Here is a 21,997-nt window from a genome sequence, read left to right as displayed (position 1 = left end):
TGTGACTCTTCCAGAGATCGCAGGCTCTTTGGCATCTCGAATTAATGATAATTTTCAGGTTCTCAAGCCTGCATCTTCAAGTTGATTCGGTATAGTATTTTAGAGAAACTGCCTATCATAATGACGCAGTCATTTTTGTCTTGTGATTTGAGAGCTTGCTTACTGGTATTGAGATAGTGATATTCCGCATCATAATCATCTTCGATAATGATTGCGTTATTAACTTCTGCCCACCTCAACAGTTCTAACTTTCTTTCGACGGAGTAGCTAAAGCCTAAAGGGAACTGATGACTAGGCGTTGTATAAATAATTTTGGTATTAGAAGGGATTGATTCAACGACAACGCCTTGGTCGTCCATCGGCACGGTGCCTATTTGCGCGCCAAGTAATCGAGCTTGATTTCGAAAAACAGGATATCCTGGATCTTCCGTCGACACGAGGTCCCCCGGAGAGAGCAATGTAAGGAGAGTCGTCATTATTGCCTGCTGGCACCCTTGCGTAATGATGATATCTTCAGGGTCACAGATTACGCCTCTCGAATGTCTTACATACTCGCAGATAGACTCTCGTAAACAAGCTAACCCTTGCAAATCACCACCATGTGCAAACTCTGGAGTTAATGCATTGAGCCTACTCAGTCTTGAGTGTCGCCAAATATGCTTTGCTATTCTCTGATGATCAGGAACGCCTAAAGTGAAGTCATAGTCTAGATTCTTTGGTACGATGATCTCTGGCTTCTTCGCTGCGTTAGTGCCAAACACCCCTAGTTGGTAGTGTTTTATTGGTCTCTTATCTTGATTCATCGTTTGTTCTAGAGCATTACTTACGTACGTGCCAGACCCTGCCTTTTTTACTATCCACCCCTCGAACTGAAGTCGCTCATACACCGAAATGACAGTGTTTCTTGCTATGCCTAACTTTTTTGACAACATGCGAGTCGACGGTAATCTCTCATTTGATCGTAATCTGCCTTCTAATATCCCTTGGTATATCTCGGAATAAAGCTGTTGGCTGGTGACTTTTCCAGTTTCGAAGTGTAGTGAAAATGGCATCGTTTTCTCTGTAGACGTTGAAAAGTGGTTCTAAAGCGTTGTGAGGATGTGGATCTGTATACATTAGGTATATCTACCTAGTATACCGTTATCGTGATATGGAGAAAGCGTAATTGAGTACATTATTTCCCCATTTTGCAAACGGATGTTACTTACATTCGTATCTAATCGGCCTACCTATCAACGGTGATCAGGTTTAAACCTGTTTATATCGCACTAAAAATTTGAAGACACAGTGTTATTCATCGGGGGTTAACGATTGGAGTTCTTCAAGTCAGGATTACTTTTATATAAAAAGCTAAAAGCCTTGGAATAAACTAGAAATTAATTATAAGTGAAAATTAAAAATTGAGGGTTCAATGAAATTAAACAATGCCTTGGTGGCCATTTTATCGCTCACTTCTTTCGTCACGTTTGCGAAAACGGAGTCAACGGTTAGCAGTCAATTAAAGAGCGTAGTTGATGAATGTGCTAAAGGATTAATGAACGAATACGACATTCCGGGGTTGGCTGTTGCAGTAACGATTGATGGTAAGCGTTATTTTTACAATTACGGTTTCGCTGACGAAAGTAAGGGGAGTTTGGTCACTAACGACACAATTTTTGAACTCGGCTCTATCAGTAAAACTTTTGCCGCTACTTTGACTGGGTACGCCCAAGAAAAAGGTAAGTTGAACATGGATGACAAGGTCAAAGATTATATTCCAGAATTAGAAAATAGTGTCCTGGGTAATACCAAGCTAGTTCATGTCGCAACCTACACTGCAGGTGGTCTACCATTGCAATTCCCTAGCGAAGTAACGAACGACGCTGACATGATGCAGTACTACAAAACGTGGAAGCCGGAGTACGAAGCCGGTACTAAGAGGAAGTACTCAAACCCTAGTATTGGTCTATTTGGCTACATCGGTGCCTTGAGTATGAAGTCAGACTATACGGAAATGATGGAAACCGTCATCCTACCTGAGCTCGGTATGACCAATACGTTTGTCGATGTACCAAAGGATAAGCTTAACAACTATGCTTTTGGTTATAGTTCTGAGGGAAAACCCGTTAGAGTTAATCCAGGTATTCTTGATGCACAAGCCTATGGTATTAAATCAACAAGCTTAGATATGCTTCAATATATCGAAGCAAATATGGGTCAAGCGCAACTTAATACTGATATAGAAAATGCGCTAGAGCGAACTCATACTAAGTATTTTGATACCGACACGTTTACACAAGCCGTAGGGTGGGAGGGTTATGATTACCCCGTTTCACTTTCGCAATTATTGAAGGGTAACTCCAGCGACGTAATTCTCAACGCTAAACCGGTTCAAGCAAGTGAATCCGGTACTCTCGGTCGTGACGTTTGGTATAACAAAACGGGTGCAACAGGTGGCTTTGGGGCATATGTCGCATATGTACCCTCTGAAAAAATAGGCATAGTGATTCTAGCGAATAAAAACTACCCTAATGCAGAAAGAGTAGAGGCTGCTTACAATATTATTAGCTCGGTGGTGAAATAAATTTTAGTGGTAATAGGCACTACGTAATTATTAGAGCTTATTTAGATACATACTATCTGCAGTGTTTTATTCGATAGTATTTATAGGAGTATTCATGAAAACTAAGCATTGGTCTAAGGTGACTTTGCTACATGAAGTTGTTACGAACCCAAATATAACGATTAAAGGTAAACATAGTTATTACAGTGATTGTTGGGACGCCGGTTTTGAGGAGTCCGTTGTAAGATATCTACAAGGCGATGAGTTCAGCCGAGATTGGGAACCAAAATGGAAGATTGATAAGTTACATATAGGTGACTTTGTCTGCATTGCAGCGGAAGTTGTGATTGTTATGGGGGGAAACAGTACACATAGAGCTGATTGGTTCTCCTTGTACCCATTTATGGACTTTATTGAAGAAGCGTACGTCGGGAAAGGAGATACTCACATTGGCGATGGTGCCTGGCTCGGTATGCGATCCATGATAATGCCGGGTGTGACTATCGGAGAAGGAGCAATCGTTGCGGCAAACAGCGTGGTGACGAAAGATGTTGAGCCTTACAGCATGGTTGCAGGCTCACCAGCTAAGCATATCAAATATCGCTTTTCTCGCGAGACGATAGACGAACTGCTCGCCCTTAGGATATATGATTGGCCTGATAAGAAAATCGACAGTCTGAAGAGGTTGTTATGTTCAGACGATTTAGAAGGGCTGAAAAAGGCAAGCGCTGAATACGATAGAAACCATTCAGAAGAGTGACGATGTCACTATTTTAAAAAACAGAAGAGGCTCATTATAGAGCCTCTTTTTAGTGTGATGGATCTCTGCAACCACCACACTTCCTTATCAACTCATCATTCAGCAAGTCGCCAACTAGAATTGGAAACCTTTTAGTGTCATTTTTGCAGGGAAGGTTGCCTCAATAGTTGGCTCTTTCAATTGTTAGCAGAGACGCTCATAACTGTTTTGTTTGAGCAATTCGGTTAAGTCGCCTTGGCCATATTTTAGAGTTGCTTGGTGTTTTTGATGTCGAATGACCTGATCAAAAGTAGGTCGAGTCACTGAACGAAAAACGCCCACGGGTACGGGAAAGTCTGGATAGCTCAAGTTAGCAAGCGCATAAGCATAGTATGACTCCTCGCATTGACTGGAGTGGAGCAAAAGGTTCGGGGCCTCTGATTCGACAATCTCGAAACCAAACCCTCTATTGATCAACGCTTTTGAGTGTGTTTTACCAAACAATAACGGTTCATTATCTGAGAGATAAAGTAGATGTTCGCTTCTATTAGCTGGGCCGTTGTAAGGTTCGTGCACTTTATCGTTAAAAATGACGCAGTTTTGCAGGATTTCAACTACAGCAGTGCCCGAATGCGCGGCAGCAGCCTCTAACACCATCGTCATGTGTGTAGGATCATTGTCTGATGTTCGTGCTATGAACGTAGCACCTGCGGATGCTGCTAATGCCAGAGGTTTAAGCGCTTGATCGGGAGAGCCTTCAGGGCTCGACTTAGAAATGAAGCCCTGTTCGCTTGTCGGGGAAAATTGGCCTTTGGTCAGTCCATAGACAGCATTATTAAAAAGCAAAATTTTAATGTCTTGGTTGCGTCGAATCGCGTGAATAAAGTGATTACCGCCAATACTCAGTGCGTCACCATCGCCAGTTACAACCCAAACATCTAATTCTGGATTGCTAGCTTTTACACCAGTAGCGATGGCAGGGGCACGGCCGTGAATCGTATGAAATCCATAAGTATCGAGATAATAAGGAAAACGAGATGAGCAGCCAATCCCTGAGATGAATACGGTGTTCTCTTTAGTTCGACCTAATCGTGCTAGAACGGATTGCATCGTTTTTAATACGTTAAAATCACCACAGCCTCGACACCATTTGACTTCAACATCAGATGCGAAATCTTTGCGGTTGAGTACCTTAGTCGTCATTTTTAATATCCTTCAGGTGGTGGTTAATAGACTCAATGACCTCGTGAACTTTGAATGGTAACCCCTTAACTTGGGTTACGGAGCGTGCAGAAATGGCATATTGTGAGCGAATCACTTTGACGAGTTGTTGGTTATTCAACTCAAAAACAAGCACATGTTTGAATTGGCTAATGATCTCTTCCAAATTGATTGGAAACGGGTTTAGATACTTAATATGGGCGTGAGCAACCGATGCTCCTTGCTTTCTCAGATGCTCAATTGCGGTCGACACAGAACCTTGCGTGCCTCCCCAACTTAGCACTAGCAGTGAGTCTTGAGTACTGCCTGTTAGCGTTTGTTTAGGGATGAAATGGCTGATGTTATTTATTTTTTTTGCTCTTTCATCAGTCATGCGCTGGTGGTTTTCAGGATCATGAGAAGGGTTGCCTGTAATCGCTTGCTTTTCCAATCCTCCAATGCGGTGCATTTTCTCTTTTGTGCCAGGCGTGACCCACTCTCTGCTGTAATACACGTCATCACGGGCATAGGGATAAAACGGGCTTATGTTTGCTTTTGTTGCCTCGGCAGTGAGCTTAATCTCATCAGGGTTGGGCACGAGCCAAGATTCGGAGCCGTTTGCTAAGTAACCGTCACTCAATAAGATCACTGGCGTCATAAATGTAGTGGCAATTTGGCATGCCTCGATTGCCATATCAAAGCAGTCTGCAGGAGAGGCAGGAGCCAACACTGGGAGTGGTGAATCCCCATTTCTACCATACAAAGACAAAAGCAAGTCTGATTGCTCTGTTTTAGTCGGTAGGCCAGTGGAGGGGCCTCCACGTTGTACGTTGATAACAACCATTGGCAACTCCGCCATCACGGCAAGGTTAATGGTCTCTGCTTTCAAACATAATCCAGGGCCAGACGTTGATGTGACTCCTAAACCGCCAGCATAAGATGCACCTAAAGCTGAACAAGCAGCTGCAATCTCATCTTCTGCTTGGAATGTCGTGACCCCAAAGTGTTGATAGGTTGATAGCGTGTGTAGAATATCTGAGGCGGGTGTTATGGGGTACGAGCCCAAAAATAGCTGGCGTTGGAGTTTTTCTGCTGCGCATATTAACCCAAGCGATAATGCTTCGTTCCCTGAAACAGTACGATACAAGCCAGTTTTATCTGCTACGGGAGCAACCTGAAAACAGTCGCTGAATATTTCGGTTGTTTCAGCATAATTAAATCCCGACTTTATGGCTAAAGTGTTTGCCTCTCTCACTTGCGAATTGTCAGCGAATTTATTATTTAGCCATTCAATGGTCGGTTCTAGCGGACGGCTGTAAATCCATAAAACAATACCAAGCATAAAAAAGTTTTTGCTTCGCTTCACTACTTTAGGCGCTATGTTTAACTCAGAAAGAGATTGAACGGTTAAACGCGTAAAACTGTCACTAATCACTCGATAATCTGCGAGGCTACCATCGCTCAATGGGTTCGATTCATAGCCAGCAAGCTCAAGGTTTTTTTTATTAAAACCATCGAGATCAATAAGCACCAAACCGCCTTCAACGAGTTGTGAGATTTTGGTTTTTAATGCAGCGGCATTCAAAGCGATTAAGACTGAAAAATCGTCGCCAGGAGTATAAATCTCTGTTGAGGCAAATTGCATCTGAAAAGCCGATACTCCAGATGTGGTTCCTGCCGGAGCCCGTATCTCAGCTGGATAATCAGGTAACGTCATGACATCGTTTCCTTGTTTCGACGAGTTGTCTGAAAAGCGTTCTCCAAGTAATTGGATACCATCTCCAGAATCGCCAGCAAAACAGATCACTTCGCGTTTAAGTTGAATTATTGTCATTAAAACCTCTTACCGTGTTAGAGCAAGTTCAGTATGTTTCATTGCACTTAATGAGATGCAATGGAATTAAAGGTTGGAGAAAATGCCGTAAGCCCGAGCATTCTGAGTGTAGAGTTAATGGTGTTGGCTTTATTTGTCGTCTCTGAGGTCAGTAGAAATATCCATAGCTAGGTATGCTTTTCCGAAATACTAGAAAAGTTTGCATGACACAAAAATACTTTTTCTGTCATATTAGATGTGATTATTTTTCATTAATTGTGAGCGTTATGGATAAGCTGTCATTAATAAAGTTGTTTGTATCTGTTGTGGACTTAGGGAACTTTACAGCAGTCGCGAATCAATTAGGGCAGTCGCCTTCTACTGTTAGTAAAGCGATTGCTCGCCTAGAACAGGATTTGGGTGTTCGTTTAGTTCACCGTACAACACGTCAACTCCAGCTCACTGAAGCGGGGTTTAACTACCTTGAGACGGCAAGAGAAGTGATCAACTTGCTCAAAAGTAGTGAAGAGCAGCTTCATCAAAGTATTGCATCTCCGTTTGGTACACTTCGTGTCAGCCTTCCTTTATCGTTCGGGCAAAACTATATAACTCCGCTGATTCCAGAGTTTTGCGAACGTTACCCTGAAGTGAAGTTGGATCTTAGCTTTTCCGATGAATACACCAGTATATTGGAGAGTGGGATGGACGTTGCTATTCGAAGCGGGAGACTAAATGACAGCAACCTGATTGCGAGGCGATTATGTCCTATTGATATGGGTATGTTTGCCAGTCCGGAGTACATAAAGAAGTTTGGTCGGCCTCAGAGTGTTGAAGCGCTTAACCAGCACAAATGGATAATGTACCGCTATAAACAATCGGGGCGCTTGCTTACCTTGACGATGCCTTTAGATGGGCAATTAGTAGAATTTAGTCCTACACATCAAGTGACAGTAGACAATGGTTATGCGATGTCCTCTTTAGCGAGTTTAGGAGCAGGGATTGCACTGATGCCCCAATATCTTGCTCGAGACTTAGTACAGCAAGGTAAACTGATGTTGGTTTCTGAACCTCAAAGAACCGATGGTCAAGGTGTCTATATATACTATCCAAGTCGTAAGTTTGTGCCCGCGAAAGTAAAAGTATTTATCGACTATATTATTCATAAACTGGATGAGCAGGGAGAGGCGATCAACAGCAGTTGGATGCTGAACTATTAAAGCTCTTGCTGGAGGATGATAGCTTTTTCTGAAGTCTAAGCGTGTTACGTGCCAGTAAGTTTGCTACATTCAGTTGTGCCCACAAAAATATTAACTCATGGGTCTGTAAACAAAGATTCGCATCATTAAGAGCCGCATATAGCGGCTCTTTTTTTGTCCTGAAATTGGAAAGTGGCGACAGATCTTGAAGCGCTCAGAGGGTTACGAGGACTCGCTTCAGATAAATGAAGAAAGAGCGAATCGAAGTGAATGTTGTTACCTGTTTGACTGCCTATACCGTTGCCATTCCGCTGTTAATTCAGCTTTTTCTTTTCTCGCTGCAATCAGCATTTCTATATTAACGTCAGTGTTTGGGTGCTTTTGAATGTATCGCTCGTAATCAACCGGAATACCATTAATGTGCAGTTCAAGGTGTAAATGCGGCCCTGTTGTTCTTCCTGTGTTACCCGTTTTTCCTATCACTTGTCCTCGGCTGATCTTCTCGCCAACGTGGACGTTGCGTTGAGATAAGTGTAGGTAGCGTGATACCGCACCATTTGTGTGGCGGATATTAATGTAGTTGCCCGCAAAACGGTTGTAACGAGACTTTAAAACGATACCATCAGCAATACTACGAATCGGTGTGCCTACTGGTGTTGCATAGTCAGTGCCTAGGTGCGGAGTCGTTATATTAGTTACTGGGTGTGTTCGTTTTAAGTCATAGCCAGAGCTTACTCTGTAGCTTTTATCAAAGGGATCTGAAAATCGGAGTTTATTTTTTATTGACACGCCATGTTCATCAAATATGTTACCTTGCCCATCATTGATAATAAATAAATCGGTTTTACTACCTAAATAGTAAAAAGAACTAATATAGGTTTCATTTCTACTATTTAACTTAGTTCTTAAGATAAAATGGTCATCTCTCTTAACTGAATCAATAATATTAAAGTTACTTTTAATAAGGGCCAATAGCAAATTAATCTCTTTTTGACTTATCCCTGATTTTAACAATGAAGCGACAAACGAGTACTCAACCACACCTATGGTGATTTTTTGTCTAAGAGTACCCACCTCAAAAGGCGTTTGAACTCCCTCATTCTTGAACTCCAAAGGCTTAACGGTAGGCAGTCTATCCATGGGAGTGAGGATGTGGTGAGAAAGAGATACGCCAATAAAAATGAGTAAGGCAATGGTGAGAAGGGTTGCGGTAGGAGTTCGCACACTCCTTTTTATTATTAAAATGGTCATTAGTTTTGGTGCTTTATCAAGGCTGACAGTTGTGCGTAGAGTATAATATTTTAAACAAAACCTAGCATTAAAGTATGGCTAATTCCTCCGTTTTAACTAAGTGAATAATTATAGGTGATGATTTTAATTTGATAATTTAGTAAAAGTGACGGTTGGTCTGGTGTTTTTGGCTTTTTAAGTGGTGTTATTGTCACGTTGAGAAAATATTTTACAATAATATAATCTCGGCAAAATATATTTTGCCAAATTACTATGTTCGCTAAAAATACGCTGAAATTAACATTAGGTCTTACGCTTACATCTCTTTTATTGAGTGCATGTGGTGGTGGTGATGGAGGAGACAACACACCTCCAGCTAGAAGCAAAGGAAGCATTTCCGGTATGGTTTTTGACGCCCCTGTAAATGGCGCAAAGATTGAGGTTTTCGAATTCAAAAATGGAAACTTAGGCCGGAAGTTGGCTAACACGACGTCTGATGCGTTCGGAAACTATCTGCTAGAGTTTGAATCGTCTTCAATGCCTCTTTTTGTTGTTGCAAAAGAGGGGAGTTATACCGACCCGTTTACGAATGAAACGGTATCAGTGAGCAATGCGAAGACACTTAAATTTGAAGGTGTTGTGAACTTTAAAGAGGGGAGTGAGCAAAAGTTAATGCTTACTCCGCTGTCGAACTTGGCAGCAGGCTTGGCAAAGTACAAAATTTCTCAAGGATCCACAGATGATAGTGCCTTTTCAACCGCTTTGGATAGTATCAATAGCATGTATGGGTTTGACGTAAATGAGACCAAACCTATTGATATAACCAAAGGTGGGCAAAGCAGTTTTGCTAGTGCTGGGCATCAATACGGCGCTTTATTAACTGCATACTCGTCTTACTCTTACGATCTTATAAAAAAATACGGCAACAGCGATAACATCTACACTTCAATGCATTTCGCTGACATCCAATATCGGGATGTTATTGCAGATGGTGTTCTTGATGGTCTTGAAGTGAGCCAGACTTCAGGAGCAGTGACTCCCCTCAGCTTTGGACAGAAAAAGATAAATAGCGACATTTATACACGTGATTTATCTCAGCATGTTCTGATCGTGGTAAACGATCCAAGTGTCAATATCTCTGGTACTGATGCCGCAGACTATGTCGACTTTAGTAAGAAGCTTAATGACCTAGGTACATATGGCAGTACTGATGGCGTCATTCCGCCGCGAGATGGTACGAATATCGATACAGATGCGCCAATAGTTACTCGTACGGACAGTGATGTACTCGCTGGCACTGACAAAGTTGATCTAAAGATTGTTGATGATATCGGTGTAGAAGACGTATCCGCCTTTATTCAGTATCAGGTTAATGGCTCTTGGTCTGGTGAATTTCAATGTAACGACATACAAGATTTTGGAAGCACATTCTGTTCGGTTGAATTTGATGATTTTGAAGTTGGCCTTCGAGAGACCAACGTTAAAGTTAACATTAATACCAAAGAGATCGATAGTGTGGATATGAACCCTGCCACAGGGCTCTCAAACGTAACAGCAGCACGATTAGTCTTATATACAGCGGATGTATTGGGTAATGAGTTAATTCCAGGCAGCCATTCGGGTCTTCATATCAACTTTGAATGGGATAACGATGCGCCTGTTATTGATATTACATCGGCGAGTGCAATTAATAATCAACTTAAAGAGTATGTTCTGAAAGGGGTTGTAAAAGAAAGCTCGCAAGAGATCAGTTCGGTCAGTATTTCATTTAAAGATGGCTTACATGAGGACGTCACATGTTCTCCTGTCACTGTAGAGTCTGGAAATGCTTGTGAGTTTAGTAAGGCTTACCCAACTGATGAATTCCTATCTACGACGGTCTTTGAGGTTCGAGCGAAGGATAGCAAAGGCAATACGGGCACTAGTCAGCATGCAGTAAGTCGTGACGATCAAGCGCCAGCACAAACGATTACTTATCCTGAAGGTGCGTCAATGACGTACGTAAATGTCGGTTTAGATGGTGAACGAACCACTTACGATGGTATCTATTCTCAAGATACGTATACCCCAGACAATGTTCAAGCGAGCCGCGATTTCTTGAAGATTGACTATGCGTACGCAAGTATAGGGATTCAGAATTCATTAAAAGGGGTGGATTTTAGTAACTTCAACGCTAACTTGTTGAAAGAGAATAAAATCCCTTATGTTCGTGTGAAAGTATCGGACGTAAATACCGATACGGTTTTAGGCTCCAACGCCAATAAACTTAAGCTCGTCGTCAAGTATTATGTCAGCCAAAATAACGATAACAACTACTCACTTCAGCAAGTTATTGATACAACCGCATCAGATGACGATTACATCGCAAAAATTCCGCACGAAACGCTGTTAGACAGCAATGGGCGTGTAGAAGATGTCATCTATTACATTCCATTTGTAAGAGATATTTTAGGTGACAGCTTTAAATCGGTATCAGAAAACAGTAGTCAAAAGTTAGTCATTCAAACCGTCGATGAGTCTGATAACGAGAGCACTCCAAGAGAAGTATATTTTAGAAGTAGCTTTGATCTGCCAACTATAAAAGTGGTGACACCATTTATTGGTGCGCGAGCGCAACTTGAAGGGTTGAGTCCAAATGGTGAATTCACTTCACTTGCGAGTTGTACCACTATCCAACAATTGGAAAGTGACCAATCAATGGCTCTTGACGTCGCGAGTTGTGAAACCACAACTGATGTTGTGAATTATGACTTCATGCGCGTTCGTTTAATTGGTATCGAAGGCAGCGAGCCATACTACTATCAATGGAAAAGAGATCCAGGAACCAAAAAAGTAACGGTTGATTTAAACAAGGCCAATATTGGCGTGTACTTTAAGCTCAATGGCTCTCAGACTTACTATATTACTGAACTATCGACATATCAGACTAGCTTGTTTGATTTCCAGTGGGATCAAGTCACTGCCGGAGAGAAAACTTCTGAGCGTGCGATTCAAATTCTTGATGAGGTGCGCTACGCGTTATCAGGTACGAACAACAATTCATTCTTTGGGTTTGATCCAACGGTTGTGCCTTATGCAACGAACGAAATGCTTGCTACTAAAGCGATTCCAGAAAAGCCATCAAACGATTATCTACACCGATTTCTTGTCGAAGCCATCGATAGTATTGCTCAAGGAATGCCGAGAAATAACTCATTAGATTTTGCCTCCGCTATTTACGATGATTTGAGCTTTGATGGAAAAGCGAATGGTATTGGTGTTGGTGGACGTCAGGTTATGCTCGATTCTTATCAATTCGGTTCCGATACTTATCGAAAGGATTTAGCGCAATCGTATTACGAAATCATGGCGAGCAAATACGGTATTGAGACCAATATCGCGCAGCTCTATGCTGATGATATTTCGATGGCTAATCCTAACTTAAATGGTAAGAACATTTTTGATACAGAGGGTAGCAGTATCGATATCTTGCCTCCACAGCCAAAATTAACGATTGAAAGCGGTCGAGAGACGATGGTTGGCAATAAGCTTTATATTGCTGGTGAAGTTGTTTCTAAAATTGTCCTAGACGATCCTTCTGGTATTGTAGAAACCGACGCTTATGGTCCGAAGTTTAGCACGATGTGGTATCAAGCCAGTGAGCCAAACATTGAAATACCGCTGGACATCAACATTGTAGAGAACCCTGGCAACAGCAATGCTTATCGAAAAGAGTACCTCTTTACCCTTAACTCTCAGTCTAGTGAACTAAAAGATATTGTAGAGTTTGCTGTGGAAGCCAGTGCCATGGACCCACATGGTAATGCGTATGGTTACGATGGCAAAGCTCCGTTTATAGAAACGGTATTTATTGATAATGATTTCCCTAAAACGAGTTACCTCCCACCTAATGATGTCGATGGTAAACCTGTAGAAGACGGTATTTATTTAAATGCCAAAAATACCCATGAATTGACCTTCAAGGTTGAAGACGTTGTGGGTGACAAGCTTTCTTCAAGAGGTCTTGTTTTCTACCAGCAAACGGGTGAAAAAGTCACATACACACCAGAGGACTTTGCGAATAACTCGAAAGACGCCTTTAAAGTCAAATTATGTACGGGGGAGCTTTGTTCAAATCAAGGCGCGACGATTTACCCGGGTGATGGTGATTGGTTAGTCGTTGCAGCGGCAGAGGATAATTTAGGTAACTCCGTTTCAGAGTTAACTAGCACGGCTCCGAGATTCAATATTCGTATCGACTCTGAAGCTCCTATTGTAAAAAGTGAGCAGGTTCAAAGCCGTTTAGGCGGTAACAACCAATGGACACCTGTCATTGATTGGGGGACGTTAAGCCCCGGCAATAATGTAAAAATAGATCTTCGCCGAGGATCTGGTCAGGCACTGACATTAGAAAGCTGTGACCCTATAACAGAGACGTGTGACGTACCATACCTAGTTGGTGAACAACCTGACGTCAAAGTCCAACTGGTTTCAAAAGCATTTGATTACGATGAATGGAATGAATTTTATGTCACTGCGACGGACAACGCTTACCCTGCCAATGTTAGTACAACAGGGAAATTCACATTCCAAGTCGATAACAAAGGTCCAGAAATCATCCTAAATACGCCTTGGGTTGAAGACACATTGTCCAAAGAGAACTATGTTGTCGGGCGTGAGTTCAACGTGCGATTTAAATCCGTAATAGACGATTCAGACATTGAGCAAGTCTCTCTGTATCAGGATGGTAAAGATTCGCCAATTAAGACAATTGTGCCAACGGATTCATCTAAAGAGTTTGCAATGTCTCTCATTAAGAGTGACACAGATAAAATAGAAATTTTTGAAGATGAAAAAACCACGTCACTGTATGTAAAAGCAACCGATATTTACGGCTTTGAATCTAGTTCTAACACGAGCAAGGTTATTCTTGATCGTGATGGGCCAACATTAGGATTAAGTGGTTTCAATGCGAATGACTACTACTTAGGTAACTATGTCTTTGACCTAACGGCGCTAGACCTAAATGCCAACGGTGATGTTTCAATTAATGGTGTCAATCGAGAAAGCCTAGAGTATTGGACGTTTAGCGATCTGGAGCCATTACCTGGCTCTCCAGGTAAAAAAATCAATGAAGATCTCAAAGTGAGCCTTGGTGATTTAGGTACGGGTACACACAAGGTTCGTTTAAAAGGGTCTGATGTTCGTGGCAACACAACCTTAACCAGTGGTGAGCAAGATTTTACCGTTAAAGTGTACAATTCCATCCCGCAGGTAACGCTAGCGATGAGTTACACGGATGGAACGCCAATTACAAACAACACCATCTATCAAGATGGGAATATCGTACTTACGCTTGATATTGTTGATGACAGTGGCGTTGATCGAATTGACTCAACGTATAGATTTTCTGGAGAGCAAAACGGGACTAACTTTACGTTCTCAGAAACCGCAGATGGCACTTGGACGGCAACGCTGCTTTCTACACAAATTGCCAAAGATGGTAACTATGAACTTGATATAAAGGTTTACAACAAAGTTCGTTACCTTGACGAAAAAGACAGAAAGGTTGGAAAAGTAAACCAAACCTTTAGCGTACAGCGTGAAGGCGTGGTTCTCTCGGTTGCAAGTCCGCTGGACTTCCAAAACTACTTATCTGATGGTGTTCTTGATGTCACCTTTACTACATTGAGTGCGGTCAAAGCCAAAACGTTAGAGTGTTGGGTTCGTGAAGAGTACAACTCTCTAGATGCACCACCAACTAATGAGCAACCAACTTCTGGTGTTATCAACGTATCGCAAGAACCTTACAGTTGTAGTGTAAATGTTGTGCAAAACATGACAAAGGCACCTGTCACTTTGATCACTAAAACCTTGGGTACAAATGGGCGTGAAACGATCAACAAGTTCAATTTTTCGATGGTGGATATTGATGCACCAACAGTCGTTGATGGTAACTCATACAGTTTTAAAGGAAGTGATGTTTGGTTTGATGAAGCTTTGAAGAAGAAGATGCTCACATTTGAGCTCTCTTTCAATGATGCTTTATCAGGCGTGAATACTGAAAGTTCAGATAAGTATCCAAAGTTGGTTCGTAATCTTGGCAACAAAGCTTATACACCAACGACCTGTGCCAAAGGTGTTGGAAATATCAAGTGTACGTACTCTGAATCCTACGCCGATATTATTGATGGTCTGAGTACAACTCAAGAATACAAAATCAAAAACGTATCTGACTTAGCAGGAAACTTGACGCCAGAGCATGATCTACTGCTTGAATTACCTAAAGGTTCGGTAGTCGTTGAAATTACTGATCCGGTCGGAAACACAACCATTAATGGCCAGCAGCTTGTCGCTAAATTCAGAATTAAGTTGTATGAAAACTCTAGGCTAGACAATGTGATGGCCAGATTTGGAACGGAATCCTACAACTATAAAGATAATCCGGAGAAGTTTGCGCAATTGGAAGTGTGTGCAGATGACCCAACCTACAAGTGTTCAACATTTACGAGTGAACTTCCTAGCGATGCTGATGGAAAAACGCTCAGGACAATTATTACCGCAACGGATGTGTGGTCGAGAGTCGGTGAAGCGACCGTTGATATTAAAGTTGACAACACACCTCCAAGTGTTGGCGATGAGATTATCGTAACTGAATCGCCAACAAATCCAGATAATGTTCGTTTTCGTTTCGACATAACGGACACTGGTAGCAGCCTCGCAAAAGTAAACTACTCGGTTTTAAACCCGAGTTATCAAGAAGAAAGAGTAGAGGATGGGAATGGTTCATCTACGTACTTTGAACTACCGAAATCTCAGTTAGAGGGGCGTGGTTCAATCACAGTAGACATCAAAGCGACAGATAGCGTCGGACTGTATTCTGATATCAGAAAAGTCATTGATATTAGTGTTCCTAAAGTCACGGTTGATTTCGATGGAATTACGAGTTTGCAGGGTGGGAAACTGTTTTTAACCAAGGCGAGCCAGCCGTTTACGCTATCTACGGTGGAAGGAGAAAGAGTGAAAGCTTCACAATATTCTGTGGAGCTTATTCCAAGCCTCGGTGATTCCTTGCGTTACTCAGGTGATGTTATCTCATCTAGTGGTAATGGAATGATGAACTTTGCCGTCGATAATCAAGGGTCATATACCCTTAAGGTGACGGTGACGGACTCAGTTGGAAGAGAGAATACAAGCTTTGAATTACTAGGCAAAAGTTATGATGGACAAGTTATCGAGTCTATTGTTGATTATGACGTTCCAAGTATTTCTGGCTTAAGTGCTAATCAAATCTCTAAGATACCGACAAACGATAAGTATCAGCTAGAAATTAGCGCATACATTACAGATAAAAATTTAAACCTCGTCACGTCAAAAGCGGTGAGTGGTGGCAGCACTGTGGCTCCTCAAGCGATTACTGAGCCGACAACCGAAGCGGGGCCTTATGTCATAAGCTATTTGTTACCTAAAGGCGATCATACGATCACGGTGGCAGCAACAGACAAGGTGGATAACAAGAGTGAAAGTTCTATTGACGCGCATGTGGAAGCGGCAACCGTTCCCGGGCTAAGTATCTCTACCGCCTCAAGCGCCCCTCTTTTTGGAGGCGAAGAGATTACGCTCGCGTTTAACTTTACAGAAGAAGTTACGAACTTTGATATCTCAGATGTCCATCTTGTCGCTAGTGATAGCGGTGCAACAGGAACGTTAAAACAAGATACTTGGTCGACTTCAGACAATATTACGTGGACGGTTAATTACATCAGCCCAGAAAAACAAGATAAAAATATCACTATTCAGGTAGAAGATAATAGCTATCAAAGTACCAACACAATTCCTGGAAAAGGAAGCAGCTTAAGCATCGCGGTTGAAGGAACCTTACCAAAACTGACCAATGTGACATTTAACCCCGAGCATCAGAGCGTGGGTCAAAGCGTGAATGTATCGCTTGAGTTTGATAAAGAGATCCAAGAGGCGACCGCTACGCTTGGCGGCAATCGCATCAGTTCTCTGTCCGCAACGGCAGATAAAAAGGTCTGGGTTGGTGATGTACAAGTTCCGAGCACCACGCTGTTAAGTGTCGACTTGGTTGTTAGTCAGTTTAAAAATTTGACTGGTAACATAGGGGAGGATAACACCGCTCACGAATTACCGATCACGCCGACCTTAGCCATCACTCCAGTGGGCAGTGTGAATGAAATGCAAGCCGCCACGTTACAATTCGAAGGTACGTCAACACGTTTTGACGGCCAGTCCCTGCGCCTTGAAGTGAAAGCCCAAGGCAGCGCGACGGTACTAAAAAGCGGCATTGCGACAGTACAAGCCGGTGGTACTTGGACCAGTGACGCAATGGACATGAGTCACCAAACCAACGGCACTTATACCGTGATTGTGACAGGGACGAACTCTGCGGGTATTGAAGTGAGTGAAAGCCAGAGCTTTACACTCGCGCAATCTCTGCCAACCTTGACTAACGTGACGTTTACGCCTGAGCACCAAGCCATCGGCCAAAGCGTGACGGTGACGCTGGAATTCGATAAAGATTTGCAATCCGCCGCAGCGGAGTTAGGTGGTACCACGATCACCTCATTAGTGGCAACCGGGGATCCAAGCGTTTGGACTGGTGATGTGGTGGTACCAAGTACGTCAGAGCTCAATGTGGCGTTGCTTGTTCGTGACTACCAAGACTTATCAGGAAATACCGGTAGCCAGAACACGGCTTACTCCATGCCGATCACGCCGACCTTAGCCATCACTCCAGTGGGCAGTGTGAATGAAATGCAAGCCGCCACGTTACAATTCGAAGGCACGTCAACACGTTTTGACGGACAGTCCCTGCGTCTTGAAGTAAAAGCCCAAGGCAGCGCGACGGTACTAAAAAGCAGCAGTGCGACAGTACAAGCCGGTGGCACTTGGACCAGTGACGCAATGGATATGAGTCACCAATCCAACGGCACTTATACCGTGATTGTGACGGGGACGAACTCTGCGGGTATTGAAGTGAGTGAAAGCCAGAGCTTTACACTCGTGCAATCTCTGCCAACCTTGACTAACGTGACGTTTACGCCTGAGCACCAAGCCATCGGCCAAAGCGTGACGGTGACGCTGGAATTCGATAAAGCATTGCAAGGTGCTGTGGCGGAGTTAGGTGGTACCACGATCACTTCATTAATGGCAACCGCGGACCCAAGCGTTTGGACTGGTGATGTGGTGGTACCAAGCACGTCAGAGCTCAATGTGGCGTTGCTTGTTCGTGACTTCCAAGACTTGTCAGGGAATACAGGTAGCCAGAACACAGCCTACTCTATGCCGATCACGCCGACCTTAGCTATTACGCCGGTGGGCAGTGTGAATGAAATGCAAGCCGCCACGCTACAATTCGAAGGTACGTCGACACGTTTTGACGGCCAGTCCCTGCGTCTTGAAGTGAAAGCACAAGGTAGCGCGACGGTACTAAAAAGCAGCAGTGCAACGGTACAAGCTGGTGGCACTTGGACCAGTGACGCAATGGATATGAGTCACCAAACCAATGGCACTTATACTGTGATGGTGACGGGGACAAACTCAGCGGGCATTGAAGTGAGTGAAAGCCAGAGCTTTACACTCGCGCAGTCTCTGCCAACGCTGACTAATGTGACGTTTACGCCTGAGCATCAAGCCATCGGCCAAAGCGTGACGGTAACGCTGGAATTCGATAAAGATCTGCAATCCGCAGCGGCGGAATTAGGTGGTACAACGATCACTTCATTAATGGCAACCGCGGACCCAAGCGTTTGGACTGGCGATGTGGTGGTACCAAGCACGTCAGAGCTGAATGTGGCGTTGCTGGTTCATGACTACCAAGACTTATCAGGAAACACCGTTAGCCAGAATACGGCTTACTCCATGCCGATCACGCCGACCTTAACCATTACTTCAGTGGGCAGTGTGAATGAAACGCATGCCGCCACGCTACAATTTGAAGGTACGTCGACACGTTTTGACGGCCAGTCCCTGCGTCTTGAAGTGAAAGCACAAGGCAGCGCGACGGTACTAAAAAGCAGCAGTGCAACGGTACAAGTCGGTGGCACTTGGACCAGTGACGCGATTGATATGAGTCACCAAGCCAACGGCACTTATACCGTGATTGTGACAGGGACGAACTCAGCGGGTATTGAAGTGAGTGAAAGCCAGAGCTTTACACTCGCGCAATCTCTGCCAACCTTGACTAACGTCACGTTTACGCCTGAGCACCAAGCCATCGGCCAAAGCGTGACGGTGACGCTGGAATTCGATAAAGCATTGCAAGGTGCTGTGGCGGAGTTAGGTGGTACCACGATCACTTCATTAATGGCAACCGCGGACCCAAGCGTTTGGACTGGTGATGTGGTGGTACCAAGCACGTCAGAGCTCAATGTGGCGTTGCTTGTTCGTGACTTCCAAGACTTGTCAGGGAATACAGGTAGCCAGAACACGGCTTACTCCATGCCAATCACACCAACAATACATCTAGATGCTATCAACGATGTTGCTGGAGTGGAAAGCGTGACAATAAGTGGTAGCAGTGAACGATTTGAAGATAGTGAGTTCATAGATATCAAAGCAGTCGACGCTGATGGTACAGAAGCCACAGGCATGGCTACCGTGTTTTCAGACTCATGGACAACTGATTTAGATCTTTCAGGACTGAAGGACGGGGTGGTGACGATTTATGTGAATGGTACCAACAAGCTGTCTGCCTCTGCCGAAGAGGTCCAAGCAACATTGAACTATGATCGTTTCGCAAGTACAGCCTCCTTAGGTGCTGTCTACAACCGATATTTTAGTGAGAACAAAACTTAAAAAAATGCGGCATAAATAAAGCGAGCGTTTAGCTCGCTTTATTTATTTGGGACTTTTTGTGATATTTATCAAAATAATTGCCTTTATTGATAAGTTACTCGAATTAATGAATCGTCTTAATACAAGGCTGAATAACTATAATAACTAGGTCAATGTTGCTTTTAGGTGTGTATGACGTGATTGTGATGGTCGCTCGGCAGGTGCTGTGGTGAATGTGTCGCGTTGAAAATCTTTTTAAATATTATATATTTACGATCGTTTCTATACTCTGAGTATAGTGTTCTGCATGAGGTCGATGGGTCATACCTCGCCTCTTTAACTCGCGATGAAGCAAATTTAATCCTAGCAAGCTTCAGAGCAGTTACTTTTGTGAGTGCGTAATGCGCTCACCTTTTTATTTAAACTTCCTCAGTAACAGTCAATTTGTTGTTTGTTGCTGAGGAGGGCATCTCATCAGCTTCTGACTTTCCGAGCGCTTACCTCAAGCTCACGTTATTACGATTTTTGTTAACTTCAGTCCATAAATTAAATTTTTTTAGAGAGTAAGATTTTACCATTTTGACAAAGTGGGTGATGTTACTGGCTTTTATTGTGGTTAAATCGCATGTTTTGATAGTAAAAATCACCATTTGTTTGGTGTTTTTGAATTTGGGTGATTTTTCTATCTCGTTGAAAATAAATGGCTAAGTAAGTAGGATACGCAGACCAAATCGTACTTGTAAGCCTTATCAGCTTAATTGTCACCGCAGCCATATTTACGATGTTGGTTGTGGAGAATTCAAATGCATTTAGTTTGCAAATTTATACCTAGCTCGAAGCTATCCTCCAACGAGCTATCTTATGTTCTTACACCGGACGAGTGTATAGGACAGCTTTCGCGTTTGCGAAATTCAGATGACATCCTTAGAAACCTCCCTAAAGAATTGGCGCAAAAGATTTCCATCTCTGCCAAAAAAACGACCAGCGCATTGCTAGCTGCTATAAGAATCGAATTGGGAAAAGGCAATTGGGTGTCATTATCTACCGTTGCTCGTCGGTCGCCATTGACGGACTCTCAGCTGCAAAGCTTCCCTAGACTTAAAACACTAGTTGACTCTGTATCTGCTTCGAATGAAAGCAAAGCTTTTAAAGCAGGATACAAGCAGGTTACCGAAGATGTTGCTTTAGTTCGTAGTTACACGCATGTCCCCTCTGAGCCAAGTCCAGATCAAAAAATCGTTGTCGAGTTTGCAGGGCAGTGGTCTAGCAACGCGGCATGTTTGATGTTGGGAAAAACCGAAGCTCAAAAAGAAAAAGTTACTGTAGGCAAGGCCGATACAGAAAATAAACACCGCAGCCTCGCGACATTTAAAGATCTCGAGGCTGAGGGCAAAACGCTTTATATCAAAATCCCATGTACTGACCAGCCTCAGCCAATCCTGCTTAAACTCGCCGAAGACCTGCAACCCGTTGATAAAGATACTCAGATGGATGAGTGGGATAACGTGTTGGTGCCTGTGGTTCCTCTATACAAATCGGGTTCTTCATGGGATGGCTACACATCAGGGTGTTTTTACGTTATTTGGAAAGGAGAAGTCTGGCGTGAGTTGCAAGTGACTAGCAATGGTTATTTTGCAGATGTAGACATAAGCAGTAGCCGAAAAAAAACAACGGAGACAAGACATGTCAATATTGATGGCTCTTCATTGTTTCCCGGTGAGAACGTTGCATTTGAACCATTCTCAATTTTGCAAGATGGGGTAGAAGTATTTAGCGGTGAATTAGACATCAATGAGCAGGCAAGAGTGTTTAGCTTGGTTGCTGAGGAGGTCGAGATCAAGTTTGCAGGTTTTGAACATGAGCAATTGATGATTTCAACACATCCTAGCCCCATGAAGGCCTCTGGTGCGCCGAGTGATGAAGTGTTGGGCTATCCGCTGCCTCATATCTGGCTACCATACAAAGTTAAAGGCGAATGCCAAGATGTGTATCTGTATTACTCGTCTCAAGCCTTGAGTGATGGTGCTGTCTCTGAGTTAGAGAGTAACTATCAATCGATGGCAATTTCACTATCCGAGATGTCGGATTACAGCAGCTCTAAAGGTTTTACTCTACAAACGGTTTTTAAGTTACCAACGTTATCTGAAAGTCAAAAAGTGAAGGCGGTCGTTAATGAGCAGAACAATTGTAATGTCGCGGCAGTAAACATACCGCCTCCTGGAAGCGAGATCATATTACGCTATCGAGTCCTTGGCTCCACCGATCAGCCCGATGATTATTTTATGTTACAAAATGAAGAACATGGATGGTCACAAAAAGCTTACTTCAGGTGTGCCACTGCTGATGATGATGGTTACCTAAATTTACGATTTAGTGGCTGGCCTGAAAAGGTTAAAGAAGTCGATATTTTAAGGGGGGCTCATGCATCACGAGGGAATGAAACTCCCGAAACGTTTAAGTTGCGCGAAAAAGTAAAAGTTACGGATTTATTAGGCTAA

General features: G+C 43.2%; 9 protein-coding genes and 1 pseudogene. 5 read left to right on the top strand and 5 right to left on the bottom strand.

Annotation, left to right across the window (positions count from 1 at the left end):
- Nucleotides 1-62: 62 nt before the first annotated feature.
- Nucleotides 63-803, bottom strand: a complete 741-nt coding sequence (locus tag B7360_RS15785; protein WP_254048130.1) for a PLP-dependent aminotransferase family protein — start codon at nucleotides 801-803, stop codon at nucleotides 63-65.
- A gap of 33 nt (nucleotides 804-836) precedes the next feature.
- Nucleotides 837-1,052, bottom strand: a pseudogene (locus B7360_RS25270) (GntR family transcriptional regulator); the annotation flags it as partial.
- 359 nt (nucleotides 1,053-1,411) lie between these two features.
- On the opposite strand from B7360_RS25270, the gene ampC reads away from it, so the two are divergent.
- Together ampC and B7360_RS15775 are read left to right on the top strand one after the other, a co-directional pair.
- A complete protein-coding gene (ampC, locus tag B7360_RS15780; RefSeq protein ID WP_085343963.1) occupies nucleotides 1,412-2,563 on the top strand; it encodes a class C beta-lactamase in 1,152 nt (383 codons plus the stop codon).
- A 94-nt stretch (nucleotides 2,564-2,657) separates the two neighbouring features.
- Complete coding sequence (locus tag B7360_RS15775) at nucleotides 2,658-3,302, top strand: CatB-related O-acetyltransferase (RefSeq protein WP_085343962.1); 645 nt, start codon at nucleotides 2,658-2,660, stop codon at nucleotides 3,300-3,302.
- A gap of 183 nt (nucleotides 3,303-3,485) precedes the next feature.
- Here B7360_RS15775 and B7360_RS15770 read toward each other — a convergent pair whose 3' ends face one another.
- Together B7360_RS15770 and B7360_RS15765 are read right to left on the bottom strand one after the other, a co-directional pair.
- Nucleotides 3,486-4,484, bottom strand: a complete 999-nt coding sequence (locus B7360_RS15770) for a 2-oxoacid:ferredoxin oxidoreductase subunit beta (protein WP_085343961.1) — start codon at nucleotides 4,482-4,484, stop codon at nucleotides 3,486-3,488.
- Complete coding sequence (locus B7360_RS15765; protein ID WP_085343960.1) at nucleotides 4,474-6,315, bottom strand: 2-oxoacid:acceptor oxidoreductase subunit alpha; 1,842 nt, start codon at nucleotides 6,313-6,315, stop codon at nucleotides 4,474-4,476. The genes B7360_RS15770 and B7360_RS15765 overlap by 11 nt, the downstream gene beginning before the upstream one ends.
- A gap of 266 nt (nucleotides 6,316-6,581) precedes the next feature.
- On the opposite strand from B7360_RS15765, the gene B7360_RS15760 reads away from it, so the two are divergent.
- Nucleotides 6,582-7,511 carry a LysR family transcriptional regulator gene (locus tag B7360_RS15760; protein ID WP_254048129.1) on the top strand — a complete coding sequence of 310 codons (930 nt, stop codon included), beginning with the start codon at nucleotides 6,582-6,584 and terminating at the stop codon, nucleotides 7,509-7,511.
- 255 nt (nucleotides 7,512-7,766) lie between these two features.
- Here the strand turns inward: B7360_RS15760 and B7360_RS15755 are convergent, their stop codons facing one another.
- A complete protein-coding gene (locus B7360_RS15755) occupies nucleotides 7,767-8,741 on the bottom strand; it encodes a peptidoglycan DD-metalloendopeptidase family protein (RefSeq protein WP_085343958.1) in 975 nt (324 codons plus the stop codon).
- A gap of 381 nt (nucleotides 8,742-9,122) precedes the next feature.
- Here B7360_RS15755 and B7360_RS15750 point away from each other — a divergent pair, with 381 nt between their 5' ends.
- Nucleotides 9,123-19,520 (top strand): tandem large repeat, encoded by a 10,398-nt coding sequence (locus B7360_RS15750; protein WP_085343957.1) that lies wholly within the window; start codon nucleotides 9,123-9,125, stop codon nucleotides 19,518-19,520.
- Between the two features lie 782 nt (nucleotides 19,521-20,302).
- Nucleotides 20,303-21,997 carry a hypothetical protein gene (locus B7360_RS15745; RefSeq protein WP_085343956.1) on the top strand — a complete coding sequence of 565 codons (1,695 nt, stop codon included), beginning with the start codon at nucleotides 20,303-20,305 and terminating at the stop codon, nucleotides 21,995-21,997.

This window comes from Vibrio sp. ArtGut-C1 (assembly GCF_002105475.1).
In the GTDB taxonomy this organism is placed as follows: domain Bacteria; phylum Pseudomonadota; class Gammaproteobacteria; order Enterobacterales; family Vibrionaceae; genus Vibrio; species Vibrio diabolicus.
Note: the sequence above shows the minus strand (reverse complement) of the source record. Positions and strands in the feature narration are given on the sequence as shown.